The following is a 25,745-nucleotide window of genomic DNA, read 5'->3' on the forward strand; positions in this document are numbered from 1 at the left end:
AATGTTTTTTTTAGGACTTATCTGCAAAATAAGATGGTCCATCACCACTTAAGAAATCTTCTCTTACAGGACTAAAAGTATCAATTAATTCTCCTTCTTCTAAACAAACTGCACTGTGCAATAAATTAGGTTCGATATATACGCCATCTCCTGCTTCTACAATTTGCTTTTCTCCATCTATTTCAAATTCAAATTTACCAGAAACACAATAGGTAGCTTGTGTGTGAAAATGTTGATGTGGAGCACCTAATGCACCTTTGTCAAACTTCACTCTTACCATCATGATTTGGTTATCGTAACCTAAGAACTTTCTGGATACTCCGCCACCAAGAACTTCCCATTCCATATCTTTTGTGATGACGTACTTTTCGCTAAATCTTTTCATAATATTTATTTTTATTGGTTTTTATATTTTTAATGTCCACTTCGACTGCGCTCTGTATGACGCTTGATTTATTTTTTTATTTGAAATAATAAGAACCAGACCATTCATAATTCTTATCGTTTATTTTTACATTATGTTGTCCTTCTTTAGAAGCATCTGTATTTGCTGTTATAAACAGTTTGGTATTCCCTTTTATATTGGTGATTTGTATTGCGGTATAATCTTCAGTATCTAAAACCACTTTTAAAGCTGCTATATTACTATTAGAGTTTACTGCGGATTCTGTAACCGGACTATAGTTTCCGTGTGCTTCAATTACCGAAACAAAAATAGTGTTTTTAGCATTTTTTCTTCTTAACATGAAAGCAGCTTCACGTCTTAAATTAAACTCTGGATCGTTTGCTCCAATTCTAGTAAATAACAATTCATCCTTAGTATTGGTTACAGATGTTAAGGTGTAAAAGTTCCCTTTATTTAACCACGATAATTTACTGTTATCACTAGTTGCTTTTGCGGTTCCTTCTACAAATAGATGTTGATATCCATTTTTTGTTCCTAAAGGGTTTAATGTCTTAGGTGTTTTGTAGTCAAAATTTGTTTGTATTACTTGTCCTAAGAAGTAATACGGAAAATCATATTGATTTGCTTTGTTAGAAGTCACTTTCATGATATCTAACATATATGGCTTTTCAAAATCTGCATCTTTTATAATGGCCATGGTACGAAGCATCTCTGTTCCAGGATAGGCATTACTTTCTTTTGCACTAGCAACTTGAACGTTTTCATTTTCTGAAGAAAAATAGTTTAGTACCGAATGGTGCTTACTTCCTACTTCATACTTCGCATTAAAATGAGAGGTTTCGTTTTGTGTTACTGTATTATGTGCAATGGTTTGTTTTGCCCAAGTCTTGTTTTCCTTTAGATAATTTCCACCACCTTTTTGTTCGATATTAACAAAGCGTGCTAAACCGTAATCTTGAAGAATTTCTTCGCCTTTTTCGTATAAAGAATAAGATAACTTATCATAATGACCATGACTAGATCCTTGCGCTGCATACTTAAACACGAGTTCTATATCTTCATTTCTTAATATGGCAACACCGCCTTGTGTACCATTTGGTCCATCGGAAAGATTAATAGATTTTTTGAGGAAAGGAGTTGCTTTTCCATTTTTAATTCCCAATGCTACAGCAAGACCAGAATCGTCTAGCAACACACGGTCTTGTGCAGACGCTATGCTTAATAAGCCTGGATCTTGAGTTCCAAAATGATACGAAATATCTACCGCTGTAACTAAAGCACTGGTGTAATAAGACATTCCTTTTTGACCATCGTTAAGTGGGAAAAAATCGCCATCCGCATCCGATAAATTCAGAAGTGCATTAATCGATTTTAAAAGTACGCCATCTTTATATTCAAATATTTTTAATTCTGGTTTGACGTTGTGTAATCCTTCCGCAAAAATTAAAAACGGATACATCGCGTAGCGTTGGTAATATGGTCCTTCGTTATAATATCCATCCGGAGAAAAAGGCTCTTCTATATTCGCTAAAAAGCCTGCTTTTCCGTCTTTATTTAAAAAACCACCATCATCATCTTTTTCTTTAGTATCTAATTTTAAATCTTTAATTCCGTACAAAGCACGATCAATTAATTCTTGGTCGTTCATTACTAAACCTATCATGCCAACTGCTGCATTTCCCCAGGTACTATGGTTGTGTACTCTTTGGTAAAATTGCGGACTATCTATAGAAATGTGATCTGCAAACGGTTTAAATAAGTTAGTTTCTAGTTTGTTGCGTTCTTCTTCCGATAAATAATTATAGATACAATCATAAGCTTGACTTACATATACCAACCAATTCGAATCATTTAAACATTGCCAGAATAATTTTCCTCTTGCGTACGATCTTGTTTTTGGATGCAATGGTAATGTCTTGTACATCGCTTCGTATTGCATTAGCATATCTTTTACATACTTCGCATATTTTTCGTCTTCTAAAATTTGATATAAAACACCTGCTTTTTGCAAAACGATCATGTTTCGTTTATGACGTACATGTGTATATCCTCCAGAATAATCTATAGGAATTGGCGTGTCTATACCTAGTGCAATTTCTGCATCTATTTCCTCTTTAACTGCTTTTAACGTTTTATCAAAAATTGGAATATTCCCCAATTGTGCTCTAATGTCTTTAACGCCTTGTGCAGTTAAAATTAAATTAGGATGCGCTTGCAAATTAGATGTTGCTGTTTCCTTATTGGACACCGTTGTGTTTTCTTTTTTGCATGAAAACAACAAGCATAAAACAAAGATTAGAATAAAGTGAAAAGAGAATTTATTTTTCATAAAAAAGATCTATTGTATTGGTAATATAATAAAACTACATATTATAAACACCACCATTAATATCTAGCGTAGCTCCCGTAATAAAACCGTCGTATTCTGAAGCCAAGTATAAAACTGCTCGTGCTACATCGGCAGCATTACCTGCCCGTTGTATTGGTATACCTGCAGTTGTGGCAGCTGCAGATTCTTTTGTGGTATGTGTATTGTGAAAGGAGGTACCAAGAATAAGGCCTGGAGAAACCGCGTTCACTCGAGTACCTTGTGCACCTAACTCTGTAGACAACGCGCGTGTAAATGTTAAGATGGCACCTTTACTCGTAGAGTACACAAGAGATCCTGGATGACCACCTTTACGTCCTGCAAGGGATGCTAAATTAACAATACTGCTATTGTCCTGTTTTGCTAAATATGGAGCAGCTGCTCGCGTAACAAACATCATTGATGTAAGGTTGATGTCCATTACCTTATGCCAGAACTCCGTTTCCATTTCATTCAGCATTTTTCGTGCAACCAAAGAACCTGCGTTATTGATAAGGATGTCTAAACCTCCAAAAGCTTCTACTGTTTTTTCTACCAGTGCATTTGCATCGGCTTCTTTTGTTAAGTCACCAGATATGGCAACTGCTTTTACTCCTTTGCTATGTGCGTAATCTACTAATTGATTCGCAGTATCTGCACTAGAAAAATAGTGAATAGCGACATTAGAACCACTATCTATAAAATGTCTGGTAATAGATTCTCCAATTCCTTGAGCACCTGCTGTGATTAGTATATTTTTATCTGTTAATTTATTATTTGTCATCGTAATTATAGTTTATTTTACTTTGTCATTTTTATTGAAATAGCCATCGTTAGATACTGCATTTTCACTTACCGAAATACTTCCTGTTTTAAACCATACTTCCGCGTAGTTTCCATCTGCATATTGTTTTGCAATATCGCCACCATGTGTTTCTGCACCAGAACACCAGTTTTTATTTACTTCTGGAGATTTACCATTGGTTTGGTTATAAGCACCTAATTTGAAAAAACAACCTTCACCAGTATAAGCAGCTTTGCGCTCTACGCCATCTTGACCAATTGGTACAAATAGTTTTTGTGTTTGTTCTGGGATATCTGCTTTTGTTGTGTATTCAGATACTAATAAGTTTTTTGTAAATGTTTTTGTTTCATGTCCTTCACTTGTGAAATGTAAGGTCATGATACCATCTTTAACTTCTACTTCATAGCTGAACGGTTCACCAAGAGCAATACCATCTTTAGGTTCTTCAGGATAGGTATCTGCGGTTTTACCAACGACAGAAAAGTCATTTCCCCAAACAGCTGAAGAATAATCCCATCTTCCAGAATTGTCATCACCTTCCGTATTTATTTCGTAATGCCAAAAAACAGATCCTTTGGTATGTCCTGGGAATTTTTTGTAAAATATTTTAAGCGGTTCGTTTTCATGTTTATCTGCACTATGGATTTGACCAACAACTACAGCATGTGAAGCAGCTACACGCGCATCTCCAGTAGCAGAAACTTGCATCACTTTAAGAGTTGCAGTTAATTTATCATTAGCCGTTTCTGGATACCATTTTTTGGTTTGTGCCAATTCGGTTCTTGTATTGTTTGAAGTTCCGTGTGTGCTTCCTGCATTTGGTGCTTTAAAAACTACCCAATCACCATCGCTATCCTGTGCTGTGTAAAAGAAGTCTTTGTCTTCCAAATTATTTGCAATTCCAACATTAGCGCCATTTCCTAAAACTAATTTCCAATCATCGAAAAACGGAATGACATCACTTGCATATACTGTTTTTTCAATCTCTTTTTCTTGGTCTTTTACCTCTACTTTTTTATCTGTATTCTTACAGCTATTCAGTGTGAAAATGGCACATAAAATACAAAGTGCTATTGTGGTGGTTTTTTTATTCATTTTTATATTTTTTAAATTCATTTTAAGGTCTTAAATATCGATTAGAAATATTCTGTTAAGGCTATAATTCCGTTATACGAAATAATCAAAGAGAATAGTAAAGCTGCAGATAATCCTATATTAACAAAAATACCAGTCTTATATCCTTTCATTATTTTTTTACTGTTTACCATCATTATAATACCAAGAATTACTAGCGGTAAAACAAATACATTAAACACTTGTGAAAGTATTTGAATTTCAATAGGATTTGCTCCAAATGCGGGGCCAATTAAAGCTACTAAACAAGCAATTGCAGTAATGATTCTAAACTGACGTGAGTTGGTGTCTAATTCTCCCGACTGATAATCTGCAACTAATAAAGGTGCGATTAATAAACATGGGAAAATAGAGGATAATCCAGCACTTAATGCTCCGAAAAAGAAAATAGTAACGGCCCATTTACCCGCAACAGGCTCTAAAGTATTTGCCATATCTAATACATGTGTTACTTCTTTACCTTGGTAAAATAAAGCACCTGCAGCAACAGCCATGATCACACCACTAATTACAAAAATTAAAATGGCAGCTGTAATAGCATCCTTTTTTTGCTGATCTAAGTTTTTAATAGTCCATCCTTTTCCTTTTACAAAAAGTGGTCTAGATAAAAATGTAGCCGAAGCCATTGTAGTTCCAACAAAAGCAGCAACCAACATTTTACCGCCAACTACATCTGGTATTGTTGGTATTAATCCTTTTACAACATCTAAAGGAAGTGGTTGCACAAAGCATAAGGAAAGTACAAAAGATATTCCCATTAAGGTTACAAAAATGACAAGTATTTTTTCGAAGAAAGTGTACTTACCAACCAACATTAAAAGATAAAATGTAACGATAATTACAATTGCTGTTATTAAAACGGTCTCATATTTATGAGCAGCTAAACCTTCAAAATTTGCAGATAAGATTTCAAAAATAATATTGGAAGAGATTCCTAAAATTCCCATTAACGAATTCCATTGCCCAAACGTAATACCAACTATAATTAATATGGCTAATATTTTTCCGTATTTGAAATGTTTTTTAAATCCGTAAAGCGCAGTTTCACCAGTCAATAATGCGTAATTACCATAGGCAAACATTAAAATACCAGAGAACAAACAACTTAACAAAAGTACCCAAAGTAGTTGCATATTAAACTTACTTCCTGCAACAATCATAGAGGTTACACTACCTGTACCAATGGTGTAACCAATAGCGAAAATACCAGGGCCAAACCCCAATATTAACGCGATAATTTTTTTGAGAAAGGATTTTTTAGGTTGTGTTACGTCCATAGTATATGTTGGTTTGATTCGTTTGTGTTATTTCCAGATGGTATGATGGCTTTTTACACCATCGTCATCTATTCTTTTATACGTGTGTGCTCCAAAATAATCGCGTTGTGCTTGTAGGATATTTGCAGAAGAATTTTCTGTTGTAATGCCGTTAAAAAACGGAATAGATTCTCCTAAACAAGGCACCGTAATATCATTAAGAATACATTGCGACACTACCTTTTTTGCAGAAGGTTTGTATTGTTTTATTGAAGCTATAAGTTGCGTGTTGGTTAATATGTTTGTCGTCTCTTTAAAAACAGAAACCAATTCTTCCATTAAAGTGGATCTTATGATGCAGCCGTTGGTCCAAATTCTAGCAATCTCGCTTAAATTTAAATCCCATGAGAATTTATTGGAAGCTTCTGAGATGAGTTTAAATCCTTGGTAATGATTTATAATTCTGGCAAATTGATACGCTTCTAAAATTTCAGATGAAGTACTATGTACTACGGAAGAATTTTCGCTTTTAAAAATTTTATTTAGCTGAAGACGTTCTTCTTTGTAAAACGAGATATAACGAGAGAATAGGGCAGAAGCGATTAATGTGCTGGGTACTCCTAATTCTGCGGAAGCAATAGTGGTCCAGTTTCCTGTGCCTTTATTTCCTGCTTTATCTAATATCTTTTTTACTAACCAATCAGTACCTTCCTTTTTTCTTAGAATATCTATGGTTATTTCTAACAAGTAGCTATCTGATGTGCTTTTCCAAGTTTCTAAGGTATTAGCAATCTCGTCTAAATTTTGTCCGGAAGCTTCTAAAATAGTACAAACCTCAGCAAGCAATTGCATTTCTACATACTCTACACCATTGTGTACCATTTTTATAAAATGACCACTTCCTTCCGGTCCAACATAGGTGCAGCATGGTACATTGTTTTTGTCTTTTGCTGCAATTTTATCCAGAAAAGGCTTCACTTTATTATACGCTTCTAAGTCGCCACTTGGCATTATTGATGGTCCGTTTAATGCGCCTTCTTCACCTCCTGAAACACCAGTTCCTATAAAGTGAATGCCTTTCGTTTTTAAATAGTCACCACGTTCTTTCGTTTTTAAATAATTGGAGTTTCCACCATCAATTAAAATATCGTTTTTTGATAAATACGGAAGCAGATCTTCAATAACATAATCTATTGTCTTTCCAGCGTTCACCATCAGCATTATTTTTCTTGGTGTTTGCAAAGCGTTTACAAAAGCGGAAATATCATCAAAGGCAGCAGCTTCAGATAATTCGGAATAACTTGCTTTAAAGTTTTTAGCAACATCTTCTTCAACGCCATCGACATGCCTGTTAAACATGGCGATTTTAAATCCGTTTTTTGCTAGATTTCGGCATAGGCTTTTTCCCATGACACCCAAACCAAATAATCCAAATGCTGATTTATCCATTAATCCTTTTTTTATCGTTTTTATAATATTTTCTGGTGTTGTGCTAATGTCGATTTTCAAAGCATCTTTAGGTTCTTCTAAAGTATCAAACTGCGATTGTAATAATTCCGAAGGCATAAAGTGATCTGATCTCTTATGCATTCTATTGTAAATCTGATTAAAAGTGCCACTTAAATACACCCATTTTGTTTGGGCTTCGATATTTAAACTTAATATATCTCGATACTTTTGTTTTAATGCAGAACAGACAATGACACAACTATTTTTAGTGCGTTGCTTTTTCGCTAAAGCATTCAATGTTTCTAACCAACCTTGTCTGTCGTTGTCATTTAAAGCTTCACCACTAGACATTTTTTTAATGTTAGCCTTTGGATGAAAATCGTCACCATCAAAAAAAGGAATATCTAATTCTTGCGCTAATAGTTTTCCGATAGTGCTTTTACCACAACCCGAAACTCCCATTATAAATATTACTTTTTTCATCTGCTTATACTTATTATTTTTATTTGTCAGATGTAACATCCATACAATTATTCCGCTATGCGACTAAATTTTAGCTATGGATGTTTCAAGATTTCTTTGTTTTATTCGTTGGGATTTGTTCCTTCTCCTACAGTTGCTTCTTTAAACCAAACTTCAGTGTAACTTCCGTTAGCATATTGTTTTACTATATCTCCATCGTAGGTCTCAGATCCTGTTTTAATATTAGCTTGATTATAGGCGCCTTGTTTGAAATAATTGATTTCGCCAGCATATGCTATTTCTCTTTCTACACCTACGGTTCTTCTAGAGGAATAGCCATCTATAATCTGTTGTGGAATTTGTGCTTTTGTAGCAAAATCGGATTTCAGTAAGTTTTTTGTAAAGGTGATCGTCTCATGTCCTGCACTGGTAAAAGTTAAATACATAATACCTTTATAAATATTTACCTCGTAACTAAATTCTTCGCCTAATGCAATACCATCTTCTGGTTCTGCAGGACTTGTAGTTGCATGGTCTCCAACGTTAGAAAAATCATAACCCCAAACCGCAGTAGAGTAATCCCATCTTCCAGAGTTGTCTCCTTTGGTATTGATTTCATAGTTCCAAAAAACAGACCCTTTTGTATGGCCAGGGAATTTTTTATAATAGATTTTTAAAGGCTCATTTTCATGTCCTTCATCACTATGAATTTGTCCAACGACAACTGAAAACGCAGAGGAAATATCGGCATTTCCAGTTGTAGAAACGTGTTGTACTTTAAGTGTTCCTGTTAGTTTTCCGCCAGTTTCTGGAATCCAATGTGCTTTTTCACCAAGTTCTGTTCTTGTGTTACTAGATGTTTTTGAAGTGATACCAGAGTTTGGTGTTTTGTATACCACCCAATCCGTTTTACCATCATTTTGAACATAAAAGAAGTCGTCTTTTTGAAAGTTTACTAAATCCTCCACGTAGGTTCCGTCGCCTAAAAGAATTTTCCATTTATCCATAAATGGAATGACGTCATTTGGCTGTTTTTTTACTTGTGCCGTTTCCTTTTCAACTGGTACTTCTGGAGTAGTTTTCGTATTATTTTTACATCCAACAATTAGTAGAAGCGTAAAAATTGTAAATATTGATTTTTTCATTTGTGGATTCGTTTTAGGGTTTCGATTAGTACATCAGTGTCATGACTAGATTTTCTTCTGTCTTAATTTGTCCGGAATTAGTTATTGCATTTTCAGATTCTACATTGTTTTTTGCTCCCCAAAGAATAGACACAAATTGTACTGGATTGTTTTTAAATATGTTATTATGGATATTCACATTTACAATGCCGTTATGATTAAATAATCTTTTGTTTTTCTCATTTGCACCACAATTTGTGAATGTGCTGTTAGCTACTAAAAGGTTTCCTCCAATAGTAGATTCATCATAACCACCTCTATAATAATCCACAACATTTTGTTTTACGTTGTTGAATTTACAGTTGTTAATGCTTAAATATTCGGTGTTATAATCGCCTCTATCGTTGGTTTCTTCAGATAATTCTATACCATTTTCACAGTCTGAAATGGAAGTGTTTTCAAAAGTAACACGTTCGGAAAAGGATTGTTTATACGCTCTTAAAACATAGTTGAAATCACTTATTTCTGTGTTAGTAACCGTTAATCCGAAATGATTCGACATATTCTCTTTTAAACTAGCAAAAGCATAGTTGGAAGCATTTCCTTTTAAGACCAAATTGTTTATCGTCAGTTTTCCTTTAGGTTGTAAAGAAAATAATGGCGTATCGGTTGCACCTGAAAAAACGAGTTGTGCTTTTCCTTCGGATTGGATAGTCAGTGTTTTATTAATTACTAAAGATTTTGAAATACCGTAAATGCCTTCCGCTACAGCGATAATATCACCATTATTTGCAGCATCTATTTTAGTTTGTAATTGTTCTGCTTTAGTTACCGTATGCGTTATTGGATCTTTTGCTTTCATTTCGTTAGAATACCAAGAAGCACCATATTTGGATTTATCTAAAATGTTAGGATTATTAAAATCTACACCTACAACGGCACCAATACTTTTGCTGTTTTTTCTAGAGTTTCCAAATAGGTCGTTTTCAATAGTGTTGAAATCAAAACCATTATAAGCTTCTACATCACTAGGAATTCCTGTTGGAAGCATGATGTTATCCGATACTTTTTTCAGCGTTAAAGATGCAGCGATAATGCCGCCGTCAAAGTCTTTGAATTTTACACCTTGATTATCTACAATATTATTTTTAAAAGTAACGCCATCTGCTTTGTCATTTTCAATAACAATACTTTCTAGACCTTTATCATTATACACCACATTATTAGCAACAGTAGTTCTAATTGCTCGTGCAGAACGGATTTCGGACTTAGGCAAAAAATCTGCTTGTGCAATATTGGTACCTACACCAAATTGCCAAGGCGAACTACAATTTACGTATGTGTTATATGCAACCACCACATCGGTTACCTGATTGTACCGGTTTAATGGGGATTTTGGAATACCATTCATAACTGCCAACGGACTTCTAAAGCTTTTTCCTTTTAAATTGAAAAAATAATTATTGGTAACCCAATGTCCTGTGTTTATAATTCTAATTCCACCATATTGTTCATTTACGCCATCACCAATAAAATAGTTTCCATCAATGGTTACGTAGTTTCCATGACGCGTAACTACAGAACCTTCACTTTTATAAAAAACATTATTTCTAATTTCGTTGAAGTTAGTTTTACTTGAAATGATTTCTACTTCGCCATTACATTCCTCAAATAAGTTATTTGCAATGGTGGTGTTACTAGGGCTCATAGAAGTAAAGCTACTTCCTAACTGAATCGTTTCACCTCTTGCTCCACCTTTTCTTGGGCGTGGTCCAAAATGATTGTTTATAATTTTATGGTAATTTTTAATGCTTTCCACACCTTTTAGATCCACTCTTACTGTTGGTCCGCCGTTTGTTTTTCCAGCAAGATAGGAGTTGCTTAGCTCGTTATGTCTTCCATAAAACTGTACCCAAAGATCATCATCATCACGTTGTGGTTTGTTGAAATCTACAATAACACAGTTTGTAACTTTACAGTTATTTGCAATCGTATTTTTGTCTAAACGGAAAGCGATTACATTTTCGGATGGAGAATATCCATTTCTAAAATGTAGACCACTAACTTCTAAATATTCACCACCAAAAGCTAGGTTGGAAATCCCTTCGATAAAAACTTGGCCTTCAGTTTCTGCTTTAATGGTTATAGGGTTGTCTTTGGTTCCTTTTCCTGTGAATTTTATTTCCACATCTTTCCAAATTCCATTGGCTAAAACAATGTTGTCTCCAGGTTTGCTATTCTTAATGGCGTTGTTTAATTCCTCTATATTGGATACTGTATTTACGCTAGTAGTTTCTGTGTTTCCGCAAGCGACTAGTAATAAGGTTAGGATTAAAATGGAAGCTATTTTTTTCATAAAAGAATTATTAATACGTTGTTGTTTTTTAAAATACAAAAAGCCTTTCGTTTTAGAAGGCTTTAAAATTGTTTTACTTAATGCGTAACACTTAGACTGTAATATTTTACATACGAAAATGCATCTGCATCTGTAGTTGTTAAATAATTACCTGCTTTGAAGTAGTTTTCATAAGGCCATTTGTCTAGACTAATATCTTCATAAACATAGGGTGTATCTGTGTTTAGTTGTATTTCGATTTTAGCATCCCTTGCTGTTATTCTGAAATCGAAAGCGGCATTACCAACATAGCCAAGATTTACTTTAATGTCTGTCCATGTACTGCTAGATGTTTCTAATAAATCGTCTCCATCGGTGGTTTCCTCTAGTAACGATTTTTTGTGGGACCATATGTAGCCATCTTTCCAATAAATCTTTATTAATGGAGGACCATTATTGGAAGAGAATCCATGTGTATTCATATCTTCTTGAGAAATGATACCATGAATTTGCATGACAATTACTTTGTGATACGTATCACTAGATTGTGTGTTTTCGGAAACGGCATCGACTTTTAAGCGCCCTGTCATTTCACCACCTTCTAATAAGGTCCAGTTTTCACTAGAGCTATTTGGGTTTATAAGCTCTCTTAATTCGGTTCTAGAGTACGAGCTGTTTGTGGTAGAGATATCTGGAAATGTATAAAATACAAGAGAAGTATCCGTTGTATCATCATACATATATGGTTGTACAGGCAGTAGCGTTTGATAACTAAAATTTGTTAACTGTGAAGGTTGGTATTCGTCTGGTGCGCCGTTATTGTTTTCGTCTACGGGTAAAGTTACTTTCCAGTTAGAGAAATCGATATCTGCATATGCTATGATTTCTTCTTCTTCCGAATTATCGTTTTCTGGTTCTGTTATTACCGTATTCTCTGATGCATTGTCGTCAGTAGTACAGCTAAAAACTATAGACACAATACAAATTGTGAGTACTTGTAATAGTTGGTTTTTAGTGTTTGTTTTCATCAATTGTTGTTAAATACGGCTAATTGGTTAACCAGATTGGTTTACCAAATATATGTATATATGTTTAACAAACAAATTTTATATTATGTATTTAATAAAAAACAATGCATTTTGTGGCGTTATTAGCAAGAATAATAATGAATTTATATTAAATGAACAGCTATGAAATTAAATATTTAAAGAAGCATTGCTTGTCTGTGTTCGTTGGATTCATTCCGTTTAAAGTGTGCTATGATTGTTTCCATTAAGAACGCATAATACGAGCTAGTTTATTTGTTGTTTTTCATCTTTTTTTGTTGCGGTCATTAGAGTAAATGTACTGTTTAATAAAAACGACTTTTTAAAATAAAAGTTTTTAAATCAGCTTGTTATCTGTTTTTTTGTTATTTTTATTAAATCTCCCTTCTACTTTTAATAGCATATTATAAACTCTTTAAATTTTATAATTATGTTAGGTGATACTTTAAAAATTGCATTTGGCGAACTTGGCCAAAAAGAAATTAGCGGTTCTGCACACAACGAACGTATTTTAGAATACCAAGAAATGACTGGTTTAGACTTTGGTAATGATGAGGTTGCTTGGTGCAGTATTTTTGCAAACTGGGTAGCGTTACAAGCTAATTTGGAAATGTCTAATAGTGCTATGGCTAGAAGCTGGTTGAAGGTTGGTAAAAAAACCGATTGGCCACAACCAGGGGATATTGTTGTTTTTTGGCGAAATGATATTCATAGTCTTTTTGGTCACGTCGGATTCTTTTTGGGGTATACTAAAAGCGGAAAGTCTATCTATTGCCTTGGTGGAAATCAATCGGATGAAGTGAATATTCAAACGTTTACATTAGATCGGATTATTGAATTTAGAAGTTTAACGGATGATTTAGTGGAAGACTTAGAAATTCCGACAGGATATCTAAGAAAAGGGGATAGCAGTGAAAAGGTGAAATTATTGCAAAAAATATTAATCCAGCTAAATTACCTTACCGGAAGTGCAGATGGTGTTTTTGGACCTAAAACAGAAACGGCTCTTAAAGCATTCCAAACCGCTAACGCTATTACCGTTGATGGTATTTATGGTAGTCAATCTAGAGCGGTTTTTGAAAGTCTTTTGAATGGGTAAATGAAACGGATTCTTGTTTTATAAAAGGTAGACTTATTTTTTAAGAAAACTCATTTTTATAGTATATGGTCTTTTATTCACCCACGTGGTGTAATTCCATTGCATAGATTTGTTTGTAATTTCTGTGATTTTTACTTTAAATCTGTCCGTACCACCATTGCTATTTTCTATTTTTAAAACAACGTCATACAGTTCTGTTTTTTTTGAAGACTTAGATACGTCAAAAGAAATGTTTCGTTTTCCAAAAGAACAATAAAGATCGTTTATTGCGTAACTTCCAGTATTGTTTAATTCGCTAAACCTCCAAAGACTTTGCTCAAAGCAAAAATTGGTTACATCATTAAAAAGAGTTATTCTATCGTACATGTCTGGTTCTACATAAGATACTTTATTAAGTAACCAGAAATCTTTCAGAATGTGTTCTGAAGAAACATCGTTAGACGATTTAAAAGAGAGTAATAAGATACACACTAGGGGAATGAGTACTAATTTTTTAATCATTTTGCTATTAATGTTGCTAGCATTACAGTATTAATATTCTGTACAACCAGGCCCTCACACTGGTAATTCGGAATTCTAAATAATGTTTTTAAAAATATTAAATAAAAAAAACTTTTATTAAATATTTCACTGCTATTGTTAGGGTTTTTAGGGTTTTTTGTCCATCTTTTAATCGACAAAGTACGAATATAACACATTAACGGTCATTTTACCAAAGGTTTTGTAGGTTTTTTACGATTTTTTACAACTATTCGTTTTGTTTTGAGGGAATATATTTTTCAAACACATTCTTTTTCAGAATTTAGCAGTGCTTTATTCGTATAAATCTAAAGATGTATTAATTTCTTGAAAAAGCATCATAAACATTAGCATCATATACTAATCGACTTTAATCTTAAGATGCACAAAGCAGGCAAAATTGTTGTTAAGTAATAAGAGGTAGGTATGCCTTTTCTGAAGCTACATAGCTAAGAGGTATAGATCTTAGATTACCTAAGCGTTTTGTAATGCGGTTTTAGTAGTAGGTAAAATGCAGGGTGTTGCACATGTATATAAAAACGCTCTAATTTATTTTTTTGGTTTTAAACAATTTATTTTTAAAAGACGATAGGATTTGTTTTTCATAAAAGGTTATACGAATTCCAAAAAGCAAAATTAAACCGCCTAAAACCATTTGTAGTGAAATGGTTTCATCTATAAATATCCAAGCGAAAATAGATGCTAAAATACCTTGTCCTAATAAACTTAATGAAACTCTAGTTGCGCGCATATGCTGTGTAGCATAGCTAATAAGTAACCATGCTAAAAGCTGACAAAAAACAGCTTGAGCAATTAAAACCAGCCAGCCTGCATTAGAAAAACCAGCAAAAGGTTCGTTTAAAGCATAACTTACTATTGCTAAATGAAGGGAAGATGCCATTAAACTTATCGTCATAAATGAAATGACATTCATGGTTTTTAAAACCTCTTTACTAATCAGCATATAAACGGCATACAAAACACCAGAAAGCACACCAAAACTAAAAGGTAAATCAAAATCAAGATTTCTAAATACCGTAAAACCAACGAGCATCATCATACCAAAAACGGCAATTATTGTTCCTATCCAAAAATTAGTTTTAGGTTTATCTTTAACAAATAACAACGAAAAAATACCAAGCCAAACAGGTGATAAGTTGGTTAGTAAAGATGCTTGCGTAGCAGTAGATTCTTGAATAGCAATATTCCATACAGCAACATCACTACCAAAGATAACACCACAAATAATGGCTAAAATGGCAGTTTTTACATTCGGAATTTTAAGTTGCTTGCTTATTAAAGCATAAGGTAATAACAACAGTAAGGAAAACAACATTCTATAGAATGCAGAAATAACTCCTGGAGTTAGGTTTAACTTCACCAAAATAGGGAATATAGAAATACACAGTATTCCAATAGCCAATGCGATTCTTGCCTTTTTCATCTAAAAATTATTTAGCGACTTAAAATGAATCGGCAAAAGTAGTTCTACTTTACGGATTTAATGATACTAAATTAATAATTGATGATTAAATCGTATCCGGTTTTTACTTTTTTTTACTTCTGCAGTTTTAGTTGGATGCGTTTTCGTGCTACATCTACTTCTAATACTTTAACAATAACCTGTTGATGTAAATTAACATGTGCATTCACATCACTTACAAAGCTGTCTGACAAATTGGAAACATGAATCAAACCACTTTCTTTAATCCCAACATCTACAAAACAACCAAAGTTGGTTATATTATTTACTATTCCTGGTAATAACTGACCTTCCTCAAGGTCATTAATCGTTTTTATATTCTGATTAAAAGAGAATTCTTTGGCTTCTTGTCTAATATCTAAGCCTGGTTTTTCTAGCTCTTTTAAGATATCTTCCAAGGTTAGTAAACCTACAGTTGCCGAGCTGTAATTCTTTAAATTTATTTTTTGAAGTAATGCTGTATTTCCTATTAACTCTGCTACAGAAACCTTTAAATCCTTTGCCATATTTTGTACTATTTTATAGCTTTCCGGATGTACTGCAGAATTGTCTAACGGATTTTTAGCATCTTTTATTCTTAAAAAAGCTGCACCTTGCTCAAATGCTTTTCCGCCTAATCTCGGCACTTTTTTTATCTCGCTTCTGGAAGCAAATACACCGTTCTCATTTCGATAATTAAAAATATTTTCGGCTAGTTTTGGTCCAATACCAGAAACATAACTTAGTAAACTTTTACTCGCCGTATTAATATTTACACCAACACTATTTACACAGTTTTCTACTACAACATCTAGCTGTTTTTGAAGTTTACTTTGGTCTACATCATGTTGGTATTGTCCAACACCAATAGACTTCGCGTCAATTTTCACGAGTTCTGCTAAAGGATCTTGCAAACGTCTACCAATAGAAACCGAGCCTCTAACGGTTACATCGTAGTTTGGGAATTCTTCACGAGCAATTTTAGAAGCTGAATAAATACTTGCGCCAGCTTCACTAACCACAAATACTTGCATGTCGTTTTTAAATTGAATTTTCCGAATTAAAGCTTCTGTTTCCCTGGAAGCTGTTCCGTTTCCAATCGCAATGGCTTCCATTTTGTAAGTGTCTGCCAAAGCGCTAATCGTGTTCATGGCTCCAATACTATCGTTTTTTGGCGCATGCGGATAAATGTTTTCATGGTGTTGGAGTTGTCCTTGAGCACCCAGACAAACCACTTTACATCCAGATCTAAATCCGGGATCTATGGCTAGCACACGTTTTTGTCCGAGTGGAGAACCTAATAACAACTGTTTTAAATTTTTGGCAAAAACAGTAATTGCAGATTCGTCTGCTTTGTCTTTTGCATTTTGTAAAGCTTCGTTAGATAAGGAAGGTAAAAGCAAGCGTTTATAGGCGTCGGCTATTGCTAATTCTATTTGATGCGCACATGCATTTTGTGAACGTATCAATTTATTTTCTATTTTTTGTAAAGCACGTGCATTATCGATCTCGATTTTTACGCGGATAAACCCTTCGGATTCTGCTCTTAAAATAGCAAGTAATCGATGCGAAGGAATTCTGTTTAAGGACTCTTCCCATGCAAAGTAATCTCTGAATTTTTGTGCTTTTTCGTCCTCTTTTTTTGTTTTTATCACTTTCGTGGAAATGATTGCGTAACGTTCCAGCTGGTTTCTAATGTTATTTCTAACATCTGTACGTTCGTTAATCCATTCGGCAATAATATGTCTTGCGCCATCTAAAGCATCTTCGATGGAAGTGACTTCTCCTTTGATATATGTATAAGCTATGGATTCTATATCGTTCGCATTTTGGCTCATAATAATCTTTGCCAAAGGTTCTAATCCGTTTTTTCTAGCAGTTTCGGCTTTGGTTTTTCGCTTCTTCTTATAGGGTAAGTATAGATCTTCCAATGTAGTTAAATCGGTACAACCTTTAATTTTTACTTCTAATTCTGAAGTTAAAACCCCTTGTTCCTTCAAGGCTTTTAAAATGGCTGCTTTTCGTTTCTCTAAAGCTTCAAATTGTTCTTTGTATTTTACAATATCTCCAATTTGTACTTCGTCTAGATTTCCAGTAGCTTCTTTTCTATATCTAGAAATAAAAGGAATGGTGCAGTCTTCGTTTAAAAGTGCAACCGTATTTTTTACTGAAGTTTCTGGTAATTGGGTTTTGGAAATTATAAAACGTAATAAGTGGCTCATTGGTTATGCTGAAAAAATTAAAAGGATATAAAAAATCTCGTTTTCAAAATAACAATGAAAACGAGATATATACAAATGTAAATAAAATTTTAATTACCAGTTTGTTGATTGGCTTCATCAATCATTGTTTGATTAGGCAAAATAGCCACATTTACACGTCTGTTTTTTGCTCTACCTTCTGCAGTTGCATTGTCGTGCATTGGTTGTGATTCCCCAAACCAATTGGTTGTAAAACGACCATAACTTAAGCCTTGACTCGTTAAATAATTAGTCACTGCATTCGCTCTATTTTTAGAAAGTGTCATATTGTAGTCTTCATTACCAGCGCTATCTGTGTGGCCTACTACTAATATGTTTGTGTTAGGATACTCTTTAAAAATACCTACTAATTTATTTAAAGTTTCTTGGGAAGCAGTATTAATATTGTATTTTTCTGTAGCGAAATAAACACCGCTGTTTTCATCAAAAGTAACAACAATACCATCATCAATACGTTCTACTGTTGCTCCTGGGATTTCTTCTTCAATTTTTTGAGCTTGCTTATCCATTTTGTTTCCAATAAGAACACCAGCGCCACCACCAACAACACCGCCAATAACGGCACCTAATTCGCCATTGCCTCCTTTTCCTATGTTGTTTCCAAGAATGGCACCTAAAAGAGCGCCACCTGTAGCTCCAATAACAGCACCTTTTTGTTTGTTGTTCGCATTTTCAACCGATTTACAATTACTTAAGCTAATTGCTAAAAGCATTGTGAAAAGTATTATTCCTGTTTTTTTTATAGTATTTTTCATAGGTTTTTAAAGTTTTGAAAAGTTAATAGTTATTGTAAATGGTTTTCCTTCTAGAGCTACCGTTTGTTTCCACTGCATCTGCGTATCCGACAATGCAGTTAGGTTTAATCGGAAGCCAGTATTTGTTTCCGATTTGTTTTTTTCGTTTGTAGGTTTTAGTAAGAAATCATATAAACCAGTTAGTTCATCAATTTCTTTAATAGTAAATACAAAGTTTCTTACTCCTTCTGTACATTCGGTACTATTTACAGTGTAGGTTCCAGTATTGTTATTCGGAATGAAATTCCATGTACTACCTTCAAAGCATTCTTTTGAAGCGTCGCCCAATAGTTTGACATTAAAAGTTCCTATTTCGCTGTACGTAATGTTATCTATTACCCAATCGCCTTTGATTACTTTTTTGGATTGTCTAACCGTTTTCGTTGTGCCACAAGAAACGAGGCAAACGGTTAATAAGCATAGTATTAAATGTTTCATAAATTAGTTTTAAGTTTTTTTTCAATATAAATTTTATACTAGATAGGGAATGACATTATCCAATAAAATGATAACGCATACCATAATTTAAGTACTAGTAAAGGTACGAGATACGCGGTGTGAATAGATTTTTGAACCCTTAGTTTTGGCTAAAATTTAACTAAAATAAATGTGTATATAAGTCCGTAGTAAAACAAACAGTAGTACTGCTATTCTTGAGGAAGTATTTGTAGATGCAGGTATTAAATAAGAGGTGACTTTTTTGAAGTATGCGGCGCTCTTTGATTAGATGGTAATAATTTGTTTTATAGAAATTGGGTTAGGGATTAACCGGTAGGAAATATATAATAAAAAAACCTCGAAGTTCTATACTACGAGGTTTTTATTAATATGGGTTTACTATGCTTTTTGAAATTGCATATTAACCGTATATCGTTTGTTTTTAACATACACAACGTAATTCCATTGCATCGAATCGTTGGAAAGCTCTGTTATTTTAATTCTGTAATCTTGCGCTTTTCCAGCTTTATTCTCTGCATTTAAAACGATATGAGAATACCCTGTTTTTTCTTCGGTTTTAAGAAATCGATACGAAATTTTACGCTTGCCAATAGTACAATAAAGGTCATTTATTGCATAGGTGCCAACCGAGTCTTTTGAATTAAAATACCAACGACTATCCTTAAAACAAAGGTTTGTTGCATCATTAAAGAGAATTGTCTTGTCATACATGTTGGGTTCTACAAAAGATACTTTTGTGAGTAACCAACTATCGGAAAGACTAAACGTTGCTATCTTTTTTTTAGGTATTGCAGTTTTACAGGATATAACAAATAAAAGAATAGAGAGCAGGATTAATTTTTTCATTTTAACGTTTTTATAATTTTTAAAATGAAGTATTAGTTTCTAAATTTTGTAAACGTATATATTTTATTGGTCTTATTGTATGAACCCCATATGGTTATGTTTTGGTATTTGAAGATCGTTTGAAGTGCGTTTTCTTTTCCGCTTTTATTTACAATAAATGTATCAATTTTATCAAAACTATTTACAGGGATATCACCAGAAGTGTGATTGAAATTTTGGTCTAAAACACTTAATATTCGTGTAGATTTTGTTGTAAGATACGATTGGAATGCGGTAGAAAGCAAACCGCCAACTATTGCGCCTAATGCACCTCCAGTCATTGCGCCAACCATTGCTAAATTTCCTAAAGAAACGTCTTTGCTAGCACCAAGAGTTAAAACATAATTGTCATTTATCTTATAGGCTATAATACCTACATTAGAATACACTATTTTGCGTAAAAACTTTGACGTTTTTTCTAATTCTCTATACGTATCAAATTCTCCGCCTTCTTGAATGATTGGTGTGTTTTTAAAAGAGATAGGTTCTCCTTTGTTAATTACGAACTCTTTTTGTAGTGTGTTTGTTTTTAAGTTATAAATAGCGAGGTTTAACTTTTCTGTTGTTGCGTATACTCTAAAAAAATAATCATCTAGTATATAGGAGTTTGTATTTGCTCCTGTTTGCTTTTTAATAAAGTCTTGGTTTTCTAATACTGTTAGTTTGTGCGCGTGTTCTTTAATATTGAAATCAACAATAAATGTATTCTTATTAAAAAGATTATTTGTTAATCGTAATGTGTTTTCATTTAAATATAATTTGGTTTTAGCCGAAGTAGTTTCTAAAGAATTGGGCGAGTTGTTCGTGATATATGCAATGGTTTTTTGCTCTGAGCCTTGAAAGATTAAATCGTGAAATTTTTTACTAAGTCCATTGTCGTTTTCGAAAATTTCATTGGAAAAATCGGCAACTTGAGATTTAGCTTTTCCATGTATATTAAAAGTATATAGTTTTAATATGGACGATTTTTTTAAGGAAGTCACTAGGAATAAACCACCTTCGTGATTCACAAATTGAATTACTTTTTCTTTTTTAGGAAGCTCAAAGTTATTATTAGTGAGAGCGCTTTCTGTTTGAAAATTAATTTGAATGCTCCCTAATTTGTTTCCATTAGAATTGGTGAAAAACAGATTGTAAATTTTATTATCTGAAGTAACTTCACCAATAAAAATATCCGATTTATCGGGAAGCGTATCGACTGCAAATGTGTTTGTTAGTTCTTGCTTATTGTTAAACAAATAGCATAATAAACCAGATCTTGTTTTATAAAAAAGTGCTAAATCACCAGTTTTAGTGTTTGTAATAGGGATAACTTCTTTTATCCTTTCTTCAGATAACGGATTATTAATTACTAATTCTAGCCAATTTTCTTGTGCAATGGACGTAATCGATACGCTAAGTAAATAAAAGAATAAAAGAATTTTTTTCATCTTAACTAATATGTAACCCATTGCTAACATTTGCATCATCGGGATTTACAAATACCAATTTACCATCTGGCGTTTCGGTCATTAAAATCATTCCCTGACTTTCTACACCACGTAATGCTCTAGGAGCAAGGTTTACTAAAACAGTTACTTTTTTACCAACAACTTCTTCTGCTGTAAAGCTTTCTGCAATACCAGAAACGATGGTTCTTACATCAATTCCTGTGTCTACTTTAAGTACTAAAAGCTTTTTTGCTTTTGGCATTTTTTCGGCTTCTAAAATAGTACCAACACGAATATCTAATTTTGTAAAATCTTCAAAATCTATCGTTTCTTTTTGTGGTTCTACCACTGCATTTGCTATTTCATTAGCTTTTTTGCTAGCTTCTAATTTGTCTAATTGTTTCTGAATTTCTTCATCTTCAATTTTGGAGAAAAGTAATTCTGCTTTTCCTATTTTATGTCCAGCTGGAAGTAAGATTTCTTTGGTAGAAACTTCATCCCAAGACGTTTCATTTTCACTAGATGTGCTATTAAGTATTCCTTTTAATTTTGTGGAAGTAAACGGTAAAAATGGTTCGCTTAATGTCGCTAAAGCGGAAGCGATTTGCAGTGCAACATACATAATCGTTTTTGTGCGTGCTTCGTCTAATTTAATAACCTTCCAAGGTTCTTCGTCTGCTAAATATTTGTTTCCTAATCGAGCAAGATTCATTAATTCTTGTCCTGCTTCTCTAAATCGATATCTTTCAATAGAGCTAGAAATTACATTTGGATATGCTTTAATTGCAGCAAGTGTTTCTTGGTCTATTTCTGAAAAATCAGCTGGTTCTGGAACAATTCCTTCGTAATATTTATTCGTTAAAACAACTACGCGGTTAATAAAGTTTCCAAAAATGGCCACTAATTCGTTATTGTTTCTCGCTTGAAAATCTTTCCAAGTAAAATCGTTATCCTTACTTTCTGGAGCATTTGCGGTTAATGCATAACGCAATACGTCTTGCTGATTCGGGAAATCTTCTAAATATTCTGGTAACCAAACCGCCCAATTTTTAGAAGTAGAAAGCTTTTTACCCTCTAGATTTAAAAACTCGTTTGCTGGTACATTATCTGGTAAAATATAAGAACCTTCCGCTTTTAGCATTGCTGGAAAAATAATACAATGAAATACAATATTGTCTTTACCTATAAAATGGACTAATTTAGTGTCTTTGTCTTTCCAATATGGTTCCCAATCTTTACCAACTCGTGCTGCCCATTCTTTGGTAGACGAGATGTATCCAATTGGAGCATCAAACCAAACGTAAAGTACTTTTCCTTCTGCGCCTTCAAGAGGTACAGGAATTCCCCAATCTAAATCTCTGGTTACTGCTCGCGGACGTAAACCATCATCAATCCATGATTTTACTTGTCCGTAAACATTCGGTTTCCAATCCTTTTTATGTCCTTTTAGAATCCATTCTCTTAAAAACTCTTCATGTTTGTTTAAAGGTAAAAACCAGTGTTTGGTTTGTTTTAAACTTGGTACATTTCCTGTGATTGCCGATTTTGGGTTTATTAAATCGGTTGCATTATGACTAGTTCCGCAGTTTTCACATTGGTCGCCATAACTTTCTTCAAATCCACATTTCGGACAAGTACCAACTACAAATCGATCTGCTAAAAACTGATTAGCTTCCGCATCGTATAATTGCTCTGTGATTTCTTCAACAAATTCATTTTTGTCATACAAAGTTGTGAAAAATTCAGATGCTGTATCGTGATGAATCTTCGCAGTAGTACGTGAGTAGTTATCGAAAGTAATTCCGAAGTCTTCAAAAGATTGCTTAATAATGGCGTGATATTTATCTACAATGTCTTGTGGCGTTACGCCTTCTTTTTTCGCTTTAATAGTAATAGGAACTCCATGTTCATCGCTTCCACAAATAAAAGCAACATCGTTTCCTGTTAAACGCATAAAACGCGCATAAATATCTGCGGGCACATAAACACCAGCTAAATGACCAATATGAATTGGACCGTTAGTATATGGTAAAGCAGCAGTAATAGTATATCTTTTTGACATTGTAAATTTCTTTTTGAAGCCACAAAAGTACGCTTTTTAAGAGGGATTTAGAAAAAAAATGTACATTTACATTATGACTAGAAAAGGAATCTTTTTACAATTGTTTTGTGTGTTTTTATTCTTCGGAATGTTATCACTTACCGCACAAAATGGAAGCATTAAAAACACTACGAATTTGATACAACCAGATTATTTAAAAGCAGGAGATACTGTTGCTATTGTTGCACCTTCGGGAATACTTAAAAACAGAATTGGTGAAGTGGAACAAGCAAAGGCTTTACTTAAAAGTTGGGGTTTGCATGTGGTTGTTGGAAAACACGTTTTTAGTAAAGACAATCACTTTGCAGGAACCGATGCAGAACGTTGTGAAGATTTTCAGAAAGCATTAGACGACCCAACAATTAGTGCTATTTGGAGTGCGCGAGGCGGTTATGGAACGGTACGGATTTTAGATAAATTAGACTATACTACGTTTAAGGAAAATCCGAAATGGATTATTGGATATAGCGATATTACAGCACTACACAACCAAGTGCATAACGAAGGATTTCAATCTTTGCATGCATTAATGTGTGTAAGTTTAACGAAAGGTTTAGGCGATATAAAAGAAAGTGTGGCTACTTTTAAAGATGCACTTTTTGGGAAGCCGATTGCATATACTTTAAAAGGTTCTTCCTATAATAAAATAGGAACGGTTACTGCTCCAGTTGTAGGTGGAAACTTGACCATTTTACACACTATGTTAGGTTCTAATACGAGTATCGATACTACGGATAAAATTTTATTTATTGAAGAAATAGGCGAATACAAATACCATATCGATAGAATGTTGCAAAGTTTAAAACGTGCAGGTTATTTTGAAAACTGTAAAGGTCTTATGGTTGGAGATATGAGTAAGATGCGGAAGAATACAACTCCTTGGGGAACTTCGGTAGAGCAACTTATTTTAGATGTTTTAGCGGAATATGATTTCCCTGTCGTTTTTAATGTTCCTGCTGGTCATGAAAAGGATAACCGCGCATTGATTTTGGGTAGAAATGCTACGATAACTGTAGGGAAAGATAAAAGTACGGTTGTTTTTGAAGAGTAAAAATTTGTTATCCGGAAGTAGATTTAGGATGCCTTTTTAATATGGATTCCGCATCTAGTGCGGAATGACAGAAAAATGAAATAATAGGAATAGGAAGAAGGATGAGATTTCTGCCTTAATTATAATAAAACAAAAGAGATTCTCACTTACGTGAAATTAAATTTAGTTGGCTTGAAGAGATTCCTGTTGGAGTTTATCTTGAGCGGAGTCGAAAGGCAGGAAATATGGCACAACATAACGAACTTGGTGAAAAAGGAGAACAGCTTGCAGTAGATTTTCTATTGCAAAACGGGTATGCAATTATGGAACGCAATTACCGATTTCAAAAAGCCGAAGTAGATATTATTGCCAGGCAAAAAGATACACTTGCTATTGTAGAAGTAAAAACCAGATCTACTATCGATTTTGGGAATCCGCAAGATTTTTTAAAACCGAAACAAATACAGCGAATAGTTAAAGCAGTGGACCATTATGTAACCACTAATAAACTAGATGTGGAAGTGCGTTTTGATATTATAGCTATCGTTAAAACCAGAAACAAATTTGAAATAGAGCATTTAGAAAATGCTTTTTATCATTTCTAAATACTACGGAAATGAAACTTCTTTTCATCCTTTAGGTATACGAAATAAGAATAGTAGCAACCTTTTGCAAATCGGTTTCGCTAATCTCCGTTTTAGGAGCTAATGGAAATGCTTGTTGTCCAGGTCTGCTAATAAATGCAGCTCTCCAGTCAGCCCAAAGTGCGCCAGCAACATCCCAACCATGTGCAGCAATAAGCATACATTCTTCTGGTTTTACGTTCATTTTATGGGCAGCCCAATCATAAACATCGGTAAAAGGCTTGAATTTACCAACAGACTCAATACTTAATAATGCATCAAAATAAGGTGTTAAACCTACGTTTTTAAATTTGTTTTTTAAGCTTTCTGTGTCCGAATTAGTAAGTGCTACCAAAGTATATCCTTCCTTTTTTAATACTGCTAAGGCATCCTTAACTTCTGGATGCGGCGGTAAATTCTGCATGGCATTTGCAACAATTTTTCTTGCTTCATCTTCAGAAATTAGAATATCATTATTTGCAGCCACCATTTGCAGAGCAGCAGCACCAATATGACCAAAAGGTTTGTATTGTCCGCTTGCGGAAACCACTAACGAATATTGTAACATCGTTGTAAACCATAAAGATAGCAAGTCCTCTTTTCCGCCTAAAGCGGCTCCAACCTGTTTTTTCATAGCGGTGAGATCTAAAAGGGTTTCGTTTACATCAAAGAATAATACTTTAGGTTTGGTTTTCATTTTATGAAGATATGTAATATT

At 33.8% G+C, this 25,745-nt stretch carries 21 protein-coding genes; 3 read left to right on the forward strand and 18 right to left on the reverse strand.

Going from position 1 to position 25,745, the window contains the following annotated elements:
- Positions 1-10 precede the first annotated feature (10 nt).
- The 9 genes from ACVCXO_RS16950 to ACVCXO_RS16990 form a co-directional block, all read right to left on the reverse strand.
- Complete coding sequence (locus ACVCXO_RS16950) at positions 11-385, reverse strand: cupin domain-containing protein (RefSeq protein WP_452230778.1); 375 nt, start codon at positions 383-385, stop codon at positions 11-13.
- 76 nt (positions 386-461) lie between these two features.
- On the reverse strand, positions 462-2,735 hold the full coding sequence (locus tag ACVCXO_RS16955) for an alginate lyase family protein (RefSeq protein WP_452230779.1): 2,274 nt from the start codon (positions 2,733-2,735) through the stop codon (positions 462-464).
- Between the two features lie 34 nt (positions 2,736-2,769).
- The gene (locus ACVCXO_RS16960; protein WP_452230780.1) at positions 2,770-3,537 is read right to left on the reverse strand and encodes an SDR family NAD(P)-dependent oxidoreductase; all 768 of its coding nucleotides are present in this window, start codon (positions 3,535-3,537) and stop codon (positions 2,770-2,772) included.
- A 12-nt stretch (positions 3,538-3,549) separates the two neighbouring features.
- Positions 3,550-4,653 (reverse strand): polysaccharide lyase family 7 protein, encoded by a 1,104-nt coding sequence (locus ACVCXO_RS16965; protein WP_452230781.1) that lies wholly within the window; start codon positions 4,651-4,653, stop codon positions 3,550-3,552.
- A gap of 41 nt (positions 4,654-4,694) precedes the next feature.
- A complete protein-coding gene (locus ACVCXO_RS16970; protein ID WP_452230782.1) occupies positions 4,695-5,969 on the reverse strand; it encodes an Nramp family divalent metal transporter in 1,275 nt (424 codons plus the stop codon).
- 27 nt (positions 5,970-5,996) lie between these two features.
- Positions 5,997-7,880 carry an NADP-dependent phosphogluconate dehydrogenase gene (gene gndA, locus ACVCXO_RS16975; RefSeq protein WP_452230783.1) on the reverse strand — a complete coding sequence of 628 codons (1,884 nt, stop codon included), beginning with the start codon at positions 7,878-7,880 and terminating at the stop codon, positions 5,997-5,999.
- Positions 7,881-7,981: 101 nt separating this feature from the next.
- The gene (locus ACVCXO_RS16980; RefSeq protein WP_452230784.1) at positions 7,982-9,004 is read right to left on the reverse strand and encodes a polysaccharide lyase family 7 protein; all 1,023 of its coding nucleotides are present in this window, start codon (positions 9,002-9,004) and stop codon (positions 7,982-7,984) included.
- Between the two features lie 25 nt (positions 9,005-9,029).
- A complete protein-coding gene (locus ACVCXO_RS16985; RefSeq protein WP_452230785.1) occupies positions 9,030-11,339 on the reverse strand; it encodes a chondroitinase-B domain-containing protein in 2,310 nt (769 codons plus the stop codon).
- A 77-nt stretch (positions 11,340-11,416) separates the two neighbouring features.
- Positions 11,417-12,346: a polysaccharide lyase family 7 protein gene (locus tag ACVCXO_RS16990; protein ID WP_452230786.1), complete on the reverse strand. Its 930-nt coding sequence runs from the start codon at positions 12,344-12,346 to the stop codon at positions 11,417-11,419.
- A gap of 448 nt (positions 12,347-12,794) precedes the next feature.
- On the opposite strand from ACVCXO_RS16990, the gene ACVCXO_RS16995 reads away from it, so the two are divergent.
- Positions 12,795-13,463: a C40 family peptidase gene (locus ACVCXO_RS16995; protein WP_452230787.1), complete on the forward strand. Its 669-nt coding sequence runs from the start codon at positions 12,795-12,797 to the stop codon at positions 13,461-13,463.
- Between the two features lie 33 nt (positions 13,464-13,496).
- On the opposite strand, the gene ACVCXO_RS17000 is transcribed toward ACVCXO_RS16995, so the two are convergent.
- The 8 genes from ACVCXO_RS17000 to metG form a co-directional block, all read right to left on the reverse strand.
- Positions 13,497-13,964, reverse strand: coding sequence for an H-type lectin domain-containing protein (locus ACVCXO_RS17000; RefSeq protein WP_452230788.1), 468 nt, complete (start codon positions 13,962-13,964; stop codon positions 13,497-13,499).
- Between the two features lie 562 nt (positions 13,965-14,526).
- Positions 14,527-15,426 carry a DMT family transporter gene (locus ACVCXO_RS17005; protein WP_452230789.1) on the reverse strand — a complete coding sequence of 300 codons (900 nt, stop codon included), beginning with the start codon at positions 15,424-15,426 and terminating at the stop codon, positions 14,527-14,529.
- A gap of 113 nt (positions 15,427-15,539) precedes the next feature.
- The gene (locus ACVCXO_RS17010) at positions 15,540-17,666 is read right to left on the reverse strand and encodes a Tex family protein (protein WP_452230790.1); all 2,127 of its coding nucleotides are present in this window, start codon (positions 17,664-17,666) and stop codon (positions 15,540-15,542) included.
- 89 nt (positions 17,667-17,755) lie between these two features.
- Positions 17,756-18,460 (reverse strand): OmpA family protein, encoded by a 705-nt coding sequence (locus ACVCXO_RS17015; RefSeq protein ID WP_452230791.1) that lies wholly within the window; start codon positions 18,458-18,460, stop codon positions 17,756-17,758.
- A 6-nt stretch (positions 18,461-18,466) separates the two neighbouring features.
- Positions 18,467-18,937, reverse strand: a complete 471-nt coding sequence (locus ACVCXO_RS17020) for a lipocalin family protein (protein ID WP_452230792.1) — start codon at positions 18,935-18,937, stop codon at positions 18,467-18,469.
- 399 nt (positions 18,938-19,336) lie between these two features.
- Positions 19,337-19,804 (reverse strand): hypothetical protein, encoded by a 468-nt coding sequence (locus ACVCXO_RS17025; protein WP_452230793.1) that lies wholly within the window; start codon positions 19,802-19,804, stop codon positions 19,337-19,339.
- 32 nt (positions 19,805-19,836) lie between these two features.
- Positions 19,837-21,273 carry a hypothetical protein gene (locus ACVCXO_RS17030; RefSeq protein ID WP_452230794.1) on the reverse strand — a complete coding sequence of 479 codons (1,437 nt, stop codon included), beginning with the start codon at positions 21,271-21,273 and terminating at the stop codon, positions 19,837-19,839.
- Position 21,274: 1 nt separating this feature from the next.
- Positions 21,275-23,335: a methionine--tRNA ligase gene (gene metG / locus ACVCXO_RS17035; RefSeq protein WP_452230795.1), complete on the reverse strand. Its 2,061-nt coding sequence runs from the start codon at positions 23,333-23,335 to the stop codon at positions 21,275-21,277.
- Between the two features lie 58 nt (positions 23,336-23,393).
- On the opposite strand from metG, the gene ACVCXO_RS17040 reads away from it, so the two are divergent.
- The gene (locus ACVCXO_RS17040; RefSeq protein WP_452230796.1) at positions 23,394-24,425 is read left to right on the forward strand and encodes a S66 peptidase family protein; all 1,032 of its coding nucleotides are present in this window, start codon (positions 23,394-23,396) and stop codon (positions 24,423-24,425) included.
- Positions 24,426-24,649: 224 nt separating this feature from the next.
- Positions 24,650-25,009: a YraN family protein gene (locus ACVCXO_RS17045; protein WP_452230797.1), complete on the forward strand. Its 360-nt coding sequence runs from the start codon at positions 24,650-24,652 to the stop codon at positions 25,007-25,009.
- A 31-nt stretch (positions 25,010-25,040) separates the two neighbouring features.
- On the opposite strand, the gene ACVCXO_RS17050 is transcribed toward ACVCXO_RS17045, so the two are convergent.
- Positions 25,041-25,724 carry a haloacid dehalogenase type II gene (locus tag ACVCXO_RS17050; RefSeq protein WP_452230798.1) on the reverse strand — a complete coding sequence of 228 codons (684 nt, stop codon included), beginning with the start codon at positions 25,722-25,724 and terminating at the stop codon, positions 25,041-25,043.
- Positions 25,725-25,745: the final 21 nt, after the last annotated feature.

This window comes from Lacinutrix sp. MEBiC02404 (assembly GCF_053601575.1).